At 68.0% G+C, this 14,628-nt stretch carries 11 protein-coding genes and 1 other RNA gene; 8 read left to right on the top strand and 4 right to left on the bottom strand.

The genetic code is table 11. From position 1 onward, the window contains the following. Positions 1 to 29: 29 nt before the first annotated feature. Positions 30 to 456: RNase P RNA component class A (gene rnpB / locus AC57B5_RS14830), an RNA gene on the top strand. 44 nt (positions 457 to 500) lie between these two features. Here the strand turns inward: rnpB and AC57B5_RS14825 are convergent. The 4 genes from AC57B5_RS14825 to AC57B5_RS14810 all read right to left on the bottom strand — a co-directional run bounded on the left by AC57B5_RS14825 (position 501) and on the right by AC57B5_RS14810 (position 7,023). After that, positions 501 to 2,975: a TonB-dependent siderophore receptor gene (locus tag AC57B5_RS14825; RefSeq protein ID WP_496399817.1), complete on the bottom strand. Its 2,475-nt coding sequence runs from the start codon at positions 2,973 to 2,975 to the stop codon at positions 501 to 503. 162 nt (positions 2,976 to 3,137) lie between these two features. After that, positions 3,138 to 4,460 (bottom strand): sigma-70 family RNA polymerase sigma factor, encoded by a 1,323-nt coding sequence (locus AC57B5_RS14820; RefSeq protein WP_496399816.1) that lies wholly within the window; start codon positions 4,458 to 4,460, stop codon positions 3,138 to 3,140. 95 nt (positions 4,461 to 4,555) lie between these two features. Next, positions 4,556 to 5,299 carry a pseudouridine synthase gene (locus AC57B5_RS14815; RefSeq protein ID WP_012203381.1) on the bottom strand — a complete coding sequence of 248 codons (744 nt, stop codon included), beginning with the start codon at positions 5,297 to 5,299 and terminating at the stop codon, positions 4,556 to 4,558. Positions 5,300 to 5,352: 53 nt separating this feature from the next. Next, positions 5,353 to 7,023 (bottom strand): MBL fold metallo-hydrolase, encoded by a 1,671-nt coding sequence (locus tag AC57B5_RS14810; RefSeq protein WP_448678047.1) that lies wholly within the window; start codon positions 7,021 to 7,023, stop codon positions 5,353 to 5,355. Between the two features lie 115 nt (positions 7,024 to 7,138). Between AC57B5_RS14810 and dapF the strand changes: the two genes are divergently transcribed. The 7 genes from dapF to hslV all read left to right on the top strand — a co-directional run bounded on the left by dapF (position 7,139) and on the right by hslV (position 14,588). After that, the gene (gene dapF / locus AC57B5_RS14805; protein WP_013804117.1) at positions 7,139 to 7,999 is read left to right on the top strand and encodes a diaminopimelate epimerase; all 861 of its coding nucleotides are present in this window, start codon (positions 7,139 to 7,141) and stop codon (positions 7,997 to 7,999) included. After that, positions 7,996 to 8,709: a DUF484 family protein gene (locus AC57B5_RS14800; RefSeq protein ID WP_012203384.1), complete on the top strand. Its 714-nt coding sequence runs from the start codon at positions 7,996 to 7,998 to the stop codon at positions 8,707 to 8,709. Before dapF ends, AC57B5_RS14800 begins: the two co-directional genes overlap by 4 nt. 14 nt (positions 8,710 to 8,723) lie before the next feature. After that, positions 8,724 to 9,815, top strand: a complete 1,092-nt coding sequence (locus tag AC57B5_RS14795) for a tyrosine recombinase XerC (RefSeq protein ID WP_496399815.1) — start codon at positions 8,724 to 8,726, stop codon at positions 9,813 to 9,815. A 134-nt stretch (positions 9,816 to 9,949) separates the two neighbouring features. Then, on the top strand, positions 9,950 to 11,065 hold the full coding sequence (locus tag AC57B5_RS14790) for a CobW family GTP-binding protein (RefSeq protein ID WP_013804115.1): 1,116 nt from the start codon (positions 9,950 to 9,952) through the stop codon (positions 11,063 to 11,065). A 531-nt stretch (positions 11,066 to 11,596) separates the two neighbouring features. After that, entirely contained in the window at positions 11,597 to 12,091 is a 495-nt protein-coding gene (gene dksA, locus AC57B5_RS14785; RefSeq protein ID WP_012203387.1) for an RNA polymerase-binding protein DksA, read from the top strand. 45 nt (positions 12,092 to 12,136) lie between these two features. Further along, positions 12,137 to 13,918, top strand: coding sequence for an STAS domain-containing protein (locus tag AC57B5_RS14780; protein WP_496399814.1), 1,782 nt, complete (start codon positions 12,137 to 12,139; stop codon positions 13,916 to 13,918). 124 nt (positions 13,919 to 14,042) lie between these two features. After that, positions 14,043 to 14,588: an ATP-dependent protease subunit HslV gene (gene hslV / locus AC57B5_RS14775; RefSeq protein ID WP_012203389.1), complete on the top strand. Its 546-nt coding sequence runs from the start codon at positions 14,043 to 14,045 to the stop codon at positions 14,586 to 14,588. Positions 14,589 to 14,628 lie beyond the last annotated feature (40 nt).

The following is a 14,628-nucleotide window of genomic DNA, read 5'->3' as shown; positions in this document are numbered from 1 at the left end:
GGCCCAAGCCGCGAGATAATGCCGCCCGTGAAGCACGCCAGACCGCCGCTGGTGCAATCGTGGAAACACGGCACTGGAGGAACGTCCGGACTGCACAGGGCAGCGTAGCAGCTAACGGCTGTCCACCGTGAGGTGAGGATCAGAGCAACAGAGACGAGTTTGGACGGAACAATTCCCCCCCGGGTGTTCTGTGGGTCGGCGAAAGCCGAACCGGATGGCGCAAGCCATACGGTCCATGCGCAAGCATGGAACCCACAGCCACCTTGGACGGGAACCGTCCAAGGTGAAACGGGCAATCTCTACGCGCAGCAATACCAAGTAGGCACACGTTGACGGGGCCCCCGGAGTGTGCGGGTAGGTAGCACCGAGCCGGGCGGCGACGCCCGGCCCAGATTAATGGCGGTCACATGCGGGCAACCGCGTGCACAGAATCCGGCTTATCGGCGCGCTTCACACTTTCTTTCATGCCCCGCCACCGGCGGGGCATTTTCATGGGCGGTTCAGAACTGGTATTTGGCCGTCAGCAGCAGCCTGCGCGGCACGCCGAAATAGTTGCCGCCGTTGTTCGTGCCCAGGGTCTCGAAGTAGCGGCGGTCGAACAGGTTGCTGACGTTCATCTGCAGGTCCAGCTGCCGGTTCACCCGATAGCCGATGACCAGATCGGCCACGGCATAGGCGGACTGGCGGATTGCATAGCCTTCGGCGCTGGTCAGCGACTCGGACGTGGTGCGGCTCTGGTAGCGCAGGCCGCCGCCCACGCGCCATGCGCCCAGCTCGCCGCCCAGGTGGTACATGGCCGACAGCTTGAGCTGGTGGCGCGGCGTGTAGCTGGCATAGGGCGCGCCCTTGGCGCCTTCGGTGCTGTCGCTGGCGATCTTGGCCTGGGTGAAGGTATAGCCAAGGCCGGCGTTCAGGCGCGGCAGGATCTCGCCGCTGATGTCCACGTCCAGCCCCTTGCTCCTGACCTTGCCCACCGAGCGGTAGCAATTGGTCTTCACCGTGCAGGAGTTGATGTCCGCGATGGCCTGGGGCAGGTTGTCCTGCGTGGTGTTGAACACGGCAACGGCCAGGTTCACGCGCTCGTCCAGGTAGCTGCCCTTGAGGCCCAGCTCGAAATTGCGGCCCTCCACCGGCGCCAGCATGCTGCCCGAGACATCCAGAAAATCCTGCGGCCGGAAGATGCTGGTGTAGCTGGCATAGGCCGAGTAGGTCTTGTTGATGTCATAGGTCAGCGCCGCATAGGGCGTAGCATGGGCTTTCTCGCTGAATTCGCGCTCCCGGCTCCAGCTGCCCTGGCGCTGGACGTTGGTGAAGTCGTACCAGTCCAGGCGCGCGCCGGCGATCAGGTTCAGTGGCTCGGCCAGCAGGAAGCGGCCCGTGGCGTAGGCCGAGGTCAGCGTGGTCTTCTGGCGGCGCGTCCACAGGTCTTCGGCCAGCAGGCCGGAGCGGTCCAGCGAGTCGGGGTTCCAGGTATAGGGATCGACGCCATTGGCGATCAGCCATTCCCCCGTGGGCGACAGGTAGCTGTAGCCCTGGTCGCTCCAGCGGATGGTGCGTCGGCTGAGGCCGAAGGCCAGGTCATGCTCGCGGCCGAACAGGCGCACGGGGCCCTGGGCCGAGGCATCGAGGCTGAGCTGGCGCTTGTCGTAGTCGTACAGGCCGCCGGCCACGTCGTAGCGCGTGCGGCCCTGGTCGTCCAGGCCGCCCGAGACCAGGTAGGCGCCGTCCAGCGCGGACTTGGCCTGCAGGGCGCGCGCGGCCAGCCTGGCCTTCCAGCCGTTGTCGAAGCGGTGCTCCAGGTCGGCGAACAGGCTGACCTCCTTCTTGTCCCATTTGCTCCAGGAGGGCGAGAAACGCCTGGATCGCGCAATGTCGAGGAAGGAGCCATCGAAGCCCATGGGCACGCCCATCCATTGCGAGCCGGGGTTGTCCTCGTTCACATAGGAGCCGCCCACGCTCAGCGTGGTGTCGCGGCCCAGGTCGAACTCGGCGGTGCCGTACAGCAGCTGGCGGCGGCTGCTATAGCCATCAATGAAGTGGTCGCGCGACTGGGCCGAGGCCACCACACGCCCGCGCGCCGAGCCGTCCTCGTTGAGGGCGCCGCCCACATCGACCTCGCCCACAGCCTGGTTCCAGCTGCCGCCGCGCAGGGTGACCGAGCGCTGGGTGGTGCGCGGCGCGCGCTTGCGCACGAAGTTGATCGTGCCCGAAGGGTCGCCCACGCCCGTCATCAGGCCCGTGGGGCCGCGCACCACTTCCACGTGGTCGTACATGGCCATGGTGTCGTAGGTGGAGGTGTCGGTTTCATACGAGACGGGCACGCCGTCCTGCAGGAACGAACCGATCACGAACCCGCGCGAGAAATAGCGCGCCCGGTCGTCGCTCCAGCGGTTGATGGTGATGCCGGTGGCGCTGTTGGCCACGTCGTCGATGGACAGCATGCCCTGGTCGTCCATCTTCTGGCGCGTGACCACGGTGAGGGACTGGGGCGTCTCGCGGATGGACAGCGGCAGCTTGGTCGAGGTGCTCATCAGCCCCGTGGTGTAGGAGCCCGAGCCCTCGGTGGTCGTGGTCTCGCCCACGGCGGAGACCGTGACTTCGGGCAGGGCCACGGTGCCGGCGGGCTTTTCCACCACCAGCGTGCCCTGGCTCACATGGCCTTCCAGCCCGCTGCCGCGCAGCAGCCGGGCCACGGCGGCGGCGGTGCTCAGGCGCCCTTCCACGGCGGGCGCACGGCGGCCCTGCACCAGTTCAGGCGCGGCCAGCAGCTGCAGGCCAGCCTGGCGGGCCAGTTGGGCCAGCGCCTGGTCCAGCGGCTGGGCGGGAATGTGGAAGTCGGTGCTGGCGGCCGTGGCCGGGGCCGGTGCCGCCTGGGCCAGAGCGGCTGGAGACAGCTGCAGGGCCAGCAGCGCGATGCCCGCGGCAACGGCATGGTGGCGGGCAAGGCGGGAAGGCTTGGAGGGGAATGAAGACATGGAAGGTCCCGTGGCGGATCTGGGCAATGGCGATTCCCGGGCTGCGAATGCGTCGCGTTCCCGGGTCCTCATGCCTATACGAACAGGCGCAGACATTCCCTCACGCCTGGTGCGCATGCGCCGTGCATTCCGGGGCCATGGGTGCATCGGCGCATCGGCGCATCAACTGCGGCGGCGGATGACCAGGGTGCGCCCGGTTCCCGGGCCCTGCTCCTTTTCCTGCACCTCTTCCTGCACGCTGACCGGCAGGGTGCGCGGGAGCATGCGCAGCCAGCCCTGGGCCGCCGCAATGCGCACGCGCCCCAGCACGGGCAGGGCGGCGGCGTCGGGCTCCACGCGCAGTGGCTGCAGGCTGTAGCGCTCCAGGCGGCGGGCGACCTCGGCCAGCGGCGTGTTCTGGAAGTCCAGCCAGCCCTCGCGCCAGGCGGCCACAGCCGCAACGGTTTGCACGGCGGCCGTCTGGCCTGGCGCCAGGCGCAGCATCTGGCCTGCGCCCAGTGCATGCCGGGCGCCGCTGCCGTCGCGCACCTGCACGCGGCCCGCATCGACGGCGACCAGCACCGCATCGTCCTCCAGCGCCACCTCGAAGCGCGTGCCCAGCACGGTGACCTGTACGTCCGCCGCCTGGACCATGAAGGGCCGTTCCGTGTCGCGCGCCACGGCGAAGAAGGCGCTGCCGGCCAGCAGCCGCACCTGGCGGCGCGTGGCGTAGAAGTCCACCTCGGCGCGGCTGGCGGCGTCCAGCGTCAAGCTGCTGCCGTCGGGCAGGGTCTGGTTCAGCAGGCGGCCGGTGGCCGTGGCCAGTCGCACCTGGTACTGCGGCATCCACTGGCGCCAGGCCAGCCACAATGCCGGGCTGCCGACACCCAGGCCCGCCATCCCCAGCAGGGTGGACAGGGCGCGGCGGCGGCCCGTGCGTGGTGCGGGTGCGGCGGTGTCTCCGCGCCAGCGGCGCAGCGAGGCTTCCACGCTGTCCATGGCGCGCATGACTTCGCGTTCCACGGTTTTGACCGAGACGCCGTGGCGCTTGGCCAGCTCGGCATGCGAGGCGCCCTCGATGCGGTCGGCCAGGAAGATGTCGCGGCAGCGCGCCGGCAGCTGCGCCAGGGCGCCTTCGACCCCGGCCAGGGCCTGGCGGTAGGAATGGGTGTCGGCCACATCGGGGCTGAGGGGGGAGGGCGGCTCGCCTTCCCTGGCGCTGGTGTCAAAGCGCTCGGCCGTGCGCTGGCCATGGCGCAGGTGGTCGATGGCGATGTTCTCCATCACCGCGTAGAGATAGGCGCGGCTGGCGCCTGGTGGACTGTCCGGCGCGGCGGGCGCATCGCTTTCGCCGCGCTGGCGTTCGGCCAAGCGTATCCAGGCGTCATGCACCAGGTCACGCGCGGCCTGCGGGCCGGCGCGGCGCGCCACGAAGCGCACCAGCTCGTGGTAGCTGTCCTGGAAGGTGCTCAGCAGGGAAGAAGAGGAAGAGGCGGGCGCAGGCATGCGGGAGGCCCGAAGGCAGCATGGGAATCCCGCATTCTATGAAATGATTCTCATTTGCCGAATGTGCTGCCCGCCGCGCACCCGGCAATGCCTGCCTAGAACCGCTCCCAGGGCATCAGGTAGCGCCACTGGCCTTCGGGCACCTTGGCCAGAGAGAGGCGGCCAATGCGCAGGCGGCGCAGGCTGACCACGCGCAGGCCCACTTCGGTGCACATGGCGTCGATCTCGTCGGGCGCGATGCCCTTGAGCGCAAAGCGCAGGTGGTTCTCGTTCTGCCAGCTCACGCGGCAGGGCGGCAGCTGGCGCTTGCCGATCGGCAGGCCGGCCTTCATCAGCTCCAGGCCGTCCTCGTGGATCTGGCCCTCGACGCCGACGATGCATTCCTGCTCCAGCCACATGCCTTCCTCGCCCAGCTTGCGCGCCACGCGCTTGTCCTGGGTGTAGACGATGAGGCCGCTGGCCGGCAGCGGCAGGGGCAGGAAGGATTCCAGGTTCTTGAAGTGCTGGGCCAGCACCAGCAGCGGCATGGGCGTGTCCACCTGGGCCATGCTGGCTTCGCCCAGCAGGGAGTGGGCGCTGCGCACCCGGCCATAAGGCCGACCCTGGGTATAGCCCGCAGGCTTGTTCATCAGCAGGGTGACGGGCGGCACGGCCTCGGGCTGGGCGCCGCTGCGCAGCGTGACCTGCTGCTCGGGGCGCACGCGCGTCTCGGGCAGTTGCACGACCTTGCCGTCCACCTGGACGTTGCCGGCGGTGATATGCAGTTCGGCCTCGCGGCGCGAGCATTGTTCCTGTTCGGCCAGGCGCTTGGCCAGGCGAACGCTTTCAGATTCAGACATGCGCGCAGCTTAACCAGATACCAGGCCCCGCGCGCGTCGTCGGTCATTGCCGGTCATTGCCGCCCGCACAGCGCACGGATGCGCTCCACATGCGCCAGCAGCGAGCGCTCGGCAATCGGCCACAGCTGGGGCGGGGCGTCGTCATAGGCCAGCCGCACCCAGTCCTGCACGCTGCCGTCAGGCTGTTTTTGCATGGCGGCCAGCACCTTGGCCTCGCGCGCCAGCCGGTGGGCCTTGAGCTTGGCGATCGCCTGGCGCGCAAAGCCCAGCACATAGCCATGGGCCGGCAGGATGAAGCGCGCATCGTGCGCGGCGCACAGCGCGTCGAGCCTGTCCAGCGAATCGATGTAGTCGCGCATGTTGCCGTCAGGCGGATCAATGATGGTGGTGCTGCCATTGAGGATGTGGTCGCCGCTGAACAGCAGGGCGTCTTCCTCCAGCACAAAGCACACATGGTTGGCCGCATGGCCGGGCGTGAACACGGCCTGCAGGGTGTGGGTGGTGCCGCCTTGCGCATCCTGCAGCACGATGCGCTGGCCGTCGGTCAGTGCGTAGTCGGGGGTGAAGCGGCTGGCCGGCCGGGCCGTGGGCGCCGAGGGCAGGCCGCCAATGGCGGGCCTGGGCCTGCCGGCCTGCACCGCCAGCGCCTGCAGCAGCGCGGCGCCCGGCGAGTGGTCGGCATGGGAATGCGTGCACAGGATGTGGCGTATGTCGCCGCCCGCCGCATCGAACAGGCGCTGCACATGGGCGGCGTCGGCCGGGCCGGGGTCGATGGCGGCGTAGCCCGTGGCGGCATCGCCCACCAGATAGCTGTTGGTGCCGGGGCCGGTCATCACGCCGGGGTTGGGTGCCGTCAGGCGCAGCAGGTTCTTGCGCAGTGGCACGGCGCGCTCGCTCTGCCAGTCCAGCGTGTGCAGGATCTGGCCGTCCGGGCAGACCATTTCCAGCTCGCCGAAGGGGGCCTCGTCCTCCATGTGGCGGGCTTCCTTGCCATTGAGAAAGCCGGTGCGCGGGCAGCACTGCCACAGCGGCTGCTCTCCTTGCAGGGCGGCGAACACGGCTTCGGTGCCCGCGAAGCGGCTGAGACGGTCCAGCGTGCGGATGGTGGGAAAGATCATGGGAAAGCTGCCCGCGCGGTGGCGCTCCAGCGCTTCCTGCGGGCGCACCCAGATGGGCTCGAACTGTTCCGACCCGTCGGCGTCGGGTTCCTGGCCTTCGGGCATGCGCGCCACGAAGAAGGGCACATCGAAGCGCCGGGGCTGGTCGCGGTCGGCCGTCCAGTGGGCCAGGTACCACAGCGCATCCACGGCCAGGCGCAGGCCGCGTGCCTCGCACTGGGGCACCAGCGGCGCCTTGCGGTCCAGCGTGGCCAGCTCGGCGGCAGATACCGGCCGGCCCTGGGCGTCATGGGCCAGCAAAATGCCCAGTTCCTCGAAGGTCTCGCGCAGCCCGGCGATGGCCTGGGTGATGCGCAGCCCCTCGCCGGCCTGGGCCGGGCGGGTGCTGGCGCGGGCATGGGCGGCCTCGGCCGCGTCCTGGGCCTCGATGCCGCCGCCCGGGAAGACATAGGCGCTGGGCACGAAGCTGGCCTTGGGCGAGCGCCGCGTCATCAGCACCTCCAGCCCCTGGCCATCGGCGCGGTCGCGCAGCAGCAGGACGGTGGAGGCCTTGAGCGTGTCTACGGGCTGGCGCTGGGGGTGCAGGAGCTGGCTGGGGCGGGTCATGGGGGCATTATGCGGATTGGCCCGCCCGCCGCTGTTGCGCAAGAGACGCAAGTACTGCTGCGGGGCATGGCCCCGGATTGCGCCATGAGGCTGCCGTGCAGGGGATAATCACCGGATGCAGATCCGCTTTACCAAGATGCAGGGCGCTGGCAACGATTTCGTGGTCCTCGACGAAACCGCCGGCCCGCTGGGCCTGAGCGCAGCCCAGTACCGCTTCCTCGCCCATCGCCAGTTCGGCGTGGGCGCCGACCAGATCCTCACGGTGCGGCCCTCGCCCGCCGAAGGCATCGATTTCGAATATGTGATCCACAACGCCGACGGCGGCGAGGTCGAGCAGTGCGGCAATGGCGCGCGCTGCTTTGCGCGCTATGTGCACGACAAGGGCCTGACCGGCAAGTCCGTCATCCGCGTGCAGACGCTGGCCGGCCTCATCGCCCCCGAGCTGCATGCCGATGGCCGCGTCACCGTGGACATGGGCCAGCCCGTGCTGGAACCCTCCCTGGTGCCCTTCAATAGTGCAGACCTTGTGCCCCGCCCGCTGGGTGCGGCGCAGCAATGGCCCCTGCAGCTGGGCGACGAGGCCACGGTCTGGATCGCTCCCGTTTCCATGGGCAACCCGCATGCGGTGCAACTGGTGGACGATGTGGACCACGCCCCCGTGGCCACCTGGGGCCCGCTGATCGAGCGCCATGCGCGCTTTCCCCAGCGCGTCAATGCGGGATTCATGCAGATCGTCGATCGCGGCCAGATACGGCTGCGTGTTTACGAGCGCGGTGCCGGCGAGACGCTGGCCTGCGGCACGGGCGCCTGCGCGGCCGTGGTGGCCGGCATTCGCTGGGGGCTGCTCGACGCGCGCGTCGATGTGCACACCCGCGGCGGCCGGCTGACCATCGAGTGGGACGGCGGCGCAGTGCGCATGACCGGCCCCGCAGAGTTTGTTTTTGAAGGACAGATCGAGGTTCCCGACCAGCCATGAACAGCACTACCGATATCGCCGTCACCGAAGAGACGATTGCCGACTACCTGCTGAACCATCCGGAATTCTTCGAGCGCCACGCCGAGATGCTCGCGCGTGTGCAGCTGGTCAGCAGCCACAGCCCGCGTACCGTCAGCCTGCAGGAACGCCAGGCCGAGATGCTGCGCGAGAAGATCAAGGGCCTGGAGCACCGCATCATGGACATGATGCGCCACAGCAGCGAGAACGCCTCCATCGGCGACAAGCTGCATGCCTGGAGCTGCGCACTGGCCAAGGTCCAGGACCTGCGCGAGCTGCCCCACGCGCTCACGGCCAGCCTGCAGCATGTCTTCGAGGTGCCCCAGGTGGCCCTGCGCCTGTGGAACGTCTCCGGCGCCCAGACCAGCAGCATCTACACCATGGGCGTCAGCGAGGACGCCAAGTCCTTCGCGGCGTCGCTGACCATGCCGTTTTGCGGCCCCAACATGGGCTTCGAGCCCGGCGGCTGGCTGGTCGATCCCGATGCGGCCCAGTCCCTGGCCCTGCTCACGCTGCATGACGGCGACAGCATCAACCCGGCCAATGCCTTCGGCATGCTGGTGCTGGGGTCTCCCGATCCGCTGCGCTTCGAGGCCACCATGGGCACGGAATTCCTCTCGCGCATCTCGGCCCTGGCCAGCGCGGCCCTGTCGCGCATGCGGCCCGTGCCGCTGACCCTGGCGCGCGGCTGACCGGCTGAAAGCCCATGCCGGGAGCATCGGACAGGGACGGGCTCCCGGAAGGCGACCTTCCGGCAGAGGATCTGGCGGCAGAAAACCTGGCGATGCTCCCTGCCGCCGTCCATGCCTATCTGGAGCATGTGCGCGTGCAAAAGCGCCTGGCCGACCGCACCTGCGCACTCTATGCGCTGGACATGGCCCGGCTTTGCACCATGGCCCGCGACGCCGGCCAGGAGCTGCTGGCGCTGCAGCCCGCCCACATCCGCCGCTTCGTGGCCCAGATGCATTCCCGGGGCCGCAGCCCGCGCGGCATTGCGCTCATCCTGTCTGGCTGGCGCAGCTTCTTCCGCTGGGCAGCCCAGCAATCGCTGGTGCCCTTCAATCCCGTCGAGGGCGTGCGCGGTCCCAAGGCCCCCAAACCCCTGCCCAAGGCATTGGGCGTGGATGACGCCGTGCAGCTGGCCGCCTTCAGCAACGCCGACGCCGACCCCTGGATCGAGGCACGTGACGCCGCCATCACCGAACTGCTCTACAGCTGCGGCCTGCGCGTGGGCGAGCTGGTGGGCCTGGACGTGGCGCCCGGCCAGGACACGCAGCGCCAGGGCCGTGGCTGGATAGATTTGCAGGCCGCCGACGCCCACGTGCAGGGCAAGGGCGGCAAGCGGCGCACCGTGCCCGTGGGCGCCGCCGCGCTGCAGGCGCTGCAGCGCTGGCTGGCCTTGCGGGAGACGGGCCTGGCTGGCGCGGCCGCGCAGGCTGCGCATCACGAACCCGCACTTTTCATCGGCCGGCGCGGCGAACGCCTGGGCGCGCAGTCGGTCTGGGCGCGGCTGCGCCAGCGCGGCCAGCAGGCCGGCCTGTCGGCCGGCGTCCATCCCCATGTGCTGCGGCATTCGTTTGCCAGCCACATGCTGCAGTCCAGCGGCGACCTGCGCGCCGTGCAGGAATTGCTGGGCCACGCCAGCATCTCGACCACGCAGATCTACACGCGCCTGGATTTCCAGCATCTGGCCCAGGCCTACGAGAGCGCCCATCCGCGCGCGCGGCGCCAGAGTGGGGACGGCAGCGACAGTGGCGATGGCAATGGAGATAACGATGAAAAGGGCAGCCTCCGATAAAAAAGGCCAAGCCCTCTGGCAAAACGGCACTTGACAGGCTCGCTAAACTTATTCGGAACGTCTTTTCGACAAGGCCCGTCCATGGTGGACGGGCCTTGCCGCTTCCCTTTGCTGAATTTTCTGAAAGCAATCCCATGGCACTGATTCCCGTCACCATCCTCACCGGCTTCCTGGGCTCGGGCAAGACCACGCTGCTCAAGCGCGTGCTCAGCGAGTCCCACGGCATGAAGATCGCCGTGATCGAGAACGAGTTCGGCGAAGAGAACATCGACACCGACATCCTCAGGACGGAGTCCAAGGAGCAGATCCTGCAGATGAGCAACGGCTGCATCTGCTGCACCATCCGCGAAGACCTGCGCGAAACCCTGCAGCTGCTGGCCGCCAAGCGCCGCAAGGGCCTGGTGGAGTTCGACCGCATCGTGATCGAGACCACGGGCCTGGCCGATCCCGGCCCCGTCGCCCAGACCTTCTTCATGGACGACGAGATCGCCGAGACCTATCTGATCGACTCCATCCTCACCCTGGTCGATGCCAAGCACGCCAACCAGCAGCTGGACGACCGCCAGGAGGCGCGCCGCCAGGTCGGCTTTGCCGACCAGCTGTTCCTGTCCAAGACCGACCTGGTCAGCGAGGACGAGAAGAACGCGCTCATCCACCGCCTCAAGCACATGAACCCGCGCGCGCCCATCCGCGCCGTGCATTTCGGCGAAGTGCCCCTGAACGAAGTCTTCGACCTGCGCGGCTTCAACCTCAATGCCAAGTTGGACATCGATCCCGACTTCCTCAAGGAAGACGACCACGACCACGGACATGACCATGGCCACAAGCATGAGCATGACGAGCACTGCGGCCACGACCATGGCCATGAGCACGACGAGAACTGCGGGCACGACCACGCCCATGACCACGAGCACGGCGAGCACTGCAAGCATCCGCACCACCATCACCACGATGACGACGTCAAGAGCTTCGTCTACCGTGCCGACCGTGCCTTTGACCCTGCCCGCCTGGAGGACTTCCTGGGCGCCATCGTCAACATCTACGGCCCGCGCATGCTGCGCTACAAGGGCGTGCTGAACATGCAGGGCACGGAGCGCAAGGTCATTTTCCAGGGCGTGCACCAGCTCATGGGCAGCGACCTGGGACCGCAGTGGGCCGAGGGCGAAAAGCGCCAGAGCAAGATGGTCTTCATTGGTATCGACCTGCCCCAGGACATCTTCCTGCAGGGCCTGGAGCAGTGCCTGGTCTGAGTTTTTTGTGAACCTTTGTGGGCAATCGGATGGCTTTTTGCTGACATCTGAATGACACAGGGGCCGCCCGCATGCGTGGGCGGCCCCTTTGCATTCCTGTGGGGTATGTGCAACGGCTTGCGCTCCTGTAGAGCATCGATACAATCGCGCCCCTGAAGAGAGCCCCCAAGCCCAATGGACTGCCCCGCAGGGGTCGCCCATACCGTGAGGAGACAGCAAGTGAGCGCCGAATCCAGCAAGAAGCCGTCAGTGGCCGCACCGGCCCCGGCTGCAAGCCAGAAGGCCGCGGTCCGCACTGCGGTCGGCGTTGCCGACCTGGTGTCCCTTGCTGACCGCAAAAGGGCTCTTTGCACGCACGGCCGCCGCACGGCTTGGATTGCCGCACCCCGCCGCACGGGGAAGCCGGCAGGTTCCGCAACTGCGGCGATCGGCTGTCCTACACGGCATTCGACCCGGGCGCCCCGATTGACAGTACCATCCATGGCCCCGTCCGAAGCCCTCGGCGCGGACTAAGTTAGCGAAACCAACACTATGCCTACCACTACGCAAACGCCTTCGTCGGGATCGACGAAACGAGACCCCAAGCTGGCCAATGCCTGGAAGACCAAGTCGGTGGAAGAACTGACGGATGCCGAAGTGCTGGCCATGTCGGATGACGAATACATGAATGAGAAGCAGATGGCGTTCTTCCGCCTCAAGCTGCTCACTCTCAAGCACGACATGCACACCAACGCGGGTGAGACGGCAGAAAACCTGCGCGAGGACACCGTGGTGGTTCCCGATCCGGCCGACCGCGCCACCATCGAGGAAGAGCATGCACTGGAACTGCGCACGCGCGACCGCGAACGCAAGCTGCTCAAGAAGATCGAGCAATCCATTGCACGCATCGACGCAGGCGACTACGGCTACTGCGACGAGACCGGCGAGCCCATCGGCGTGGGCCGCCTGCTGGCCCGCCCCACGGCCACGCTGTCGCTGGAAGCCCAGCAGCGCCGTGAGCTCAAGCAGAAGATGTATGGGGATTGAGTTGCAGCAACGGCCAGCAGGCCGTTGGTGCTAATCTGACTCGCCATGGCAAAAGAAGAGAGCAGCAAATCGGGGGGGTTGTTGTCCAAGGTGGTGCGCTTTGTGCGCCACCCTACGGTCAATTGGTCCGACCTCGACGGCCTGGACGGGGAGCAGGAAAGCCAGTACAGCAAGCAGGCGCTCAAGGAAATGATCGAGCGCAAGCGCCGCAACGATTTCGTGCGCAAGCGCGAGTTCGACCAGCTGCGCCGCCTGCGCCAGGCCGAGCTGCAACAGGCCTCCAGGCCGGGTAGCGCACCGGTCGGTGTGCCTGGCCCCGCCGCGCAGGGCTCGCAATTTCTCAGCAGCCTGCTGAGTTCCAAATCCTCCGGTGAACGCGCCGTCACGCTCAAGAAGATCGACGAGATCGAGGCCCAGATGTCCCAGCAATGGTGGCGGGGCAAGCAGGCGGCCGATGCAACCACCATTCCCATGGCGCTGCCTGTGGGCGGCAACCCTGCTCCGGCCTCGTTTCGCAAGCAGCCGCCGCCGTCTGGGCAGATTCCCATGCTCAGCGACGTGGTGCCGCCGGCCATTGCCTCGGCCGGCGACGTGGCGGCCTTTGCCACCACCTTGCCCATGAGCCTGGCACCTGCGCCGCAGGTGCCCTCCGTCTCGACGGCTCCCATCATTGACCCCATGCCCATGGCCCGCCCCCTGCGGCCATTGGAGGGGGCGACCGATTTCCTGCCGGCCTTCGCGGCCACCGAGGTCTCTCCGCCGCAGCCCATGGACATGGTGCCGCCCTGCTTCGTGGTGTTCGAGCACGATCCCGACCTGGAAGAGCCGGCCATCCTCTTTGCCAATGGCGATGTGGATGGTGCCGAGCAGGGCATGCTGGAGCTGATCGACCGGCGCGATGTTCCCGCGCAGCTGCCGGTCTGGCTGGCCTTGCTGGACCTGTACCGCGCGGCCGACCGCCCGCTGCAGTTCGACAAGGCGGGCATCGAATTCGCGGCGCGCTTCGGCCGCTCCGCTCCCCAATGGTTTGCGATGCCGCAACAGCGCACCGCCCCCGTGGTGTCCATGCCGGGCGCAGCGGCCGGGCGTGGCTGGCGCTGGAGCGCACCTGCACAGATCACGCCGAGTGCCGTGACGGCGCTGAAGGCCTCCCAGGCCAAGGCTTCCAGCCCCTGGAGCCTGGACTGGGCTGCCGTGGCCGGCATCGACGATGCGGCGGCCACGCCCCTGGAGGCGCTGCTGCAGCAATGGGCGGGCTCGCAGGGCGTGTTCGTGCTGCTCAATGCGGACCGGCTGCTGGCGCTGCTGGGCACGCTGGCTCCCTCGGGCGATTCCAGCGTGGATACGCTGTGGTGGCGGTTGCGCATGGCGGTGCTGCGTTTGATGAACCGGCAGGATGATTTCGAGCTGGTGGCGCTGGACTACTGCGTCACCTATGAGGTCTCGCCTCCCTCGTGGGTGGACCCGGTCTGCCAGTGCCTGACGCAAGCCATCGAAACCGAGGGCGCGGATGCGCCCCTGCAGGCAGGTATTGCTGCCACGGCGGACGCCGTGCGATTTGCGCTGGCCGGCACCATTGAAGGCGATGCCTCCACCTGGCTGGACCCGGTGCAGGAGGGGGCCAGCCTGGGCGAGCCCGTGTTCATCGACTGCACCCAACTGGTGCGCATGGACTTTGCGGCGGCCGGCTCCGTGCTCAACTGGGCTGCCCACATGCAGTCGCTGGGCCATGTGCTGCAGTTCGGCCAGCTGCACCAGCTGGTGGCGGTGTTCTTCAATGTGATCGGCATCCAGGAGCACGCGCAGGTCACTCCACGGCGCGACTGATCCTGCCGCGCGGCGGCTGCGCCACACCCCTTCCGCCAGGACGGCGCACCCGCCGCGAAGAGCGCGTGGGCATTCTTTGAGCAGACCCTTGAGAAGGCCGCCTTCGCCCTCATCTGGCACCGCTATGGAACAGTATCACGGCACCACCATCATCAGCGTGCGCCGGCAGACCCCCGAAGGCGTGCAGGTCGCCATCGGTGGCGATGGCCAGGTCACATTGGGCAACATCGTCGTCAAGGGCACGGCGCGCAAGGTGCGCAAGCTCTACCACGGCAAGGTGCTTGCCGGCTTTGCCGGCGCCACGGCAGACGCCTTCACGCTGTTCGAGCGCTTCGAGGCCAAGCTGGAAAAGCACCAGGGCCACCTGACGCGCGCAGCCATCGAGCTGACCAAGGACTGGCGCACCGACCGCGTGCTGCGCCGTCTGGAGGCCATGCTGGCCGTGGCCGACGCATCCGCCTCGCTGATCATCACCGGCAACGGCGACGTGCTGGAGCCCGAGCAGGGCATCGTGTCCATCGGCTCGGGCGGCGCCTATGCGCACTCGGCGGCCAAGGCGCTGCTGACCAATACCGAGCTGTCGGCCGAGGAGATCGTGCGCAAGTCGCTGGCCATCGCCGGCGAGCTGTGCATCTACACCAACATGCACCACACGGTCGAGACGCTCTGACACCCGCGCGGCGCCGGCTTGCCCTGCAGGCCGGCGATCG

The sequence above is a fragment of the Delftia sp. BGA-UO-ETr-SB1 genome (assembly GCF_059567865.1).
This window is presented reverse-complemented; position numbering and strand designations above follow the sequence as displayed.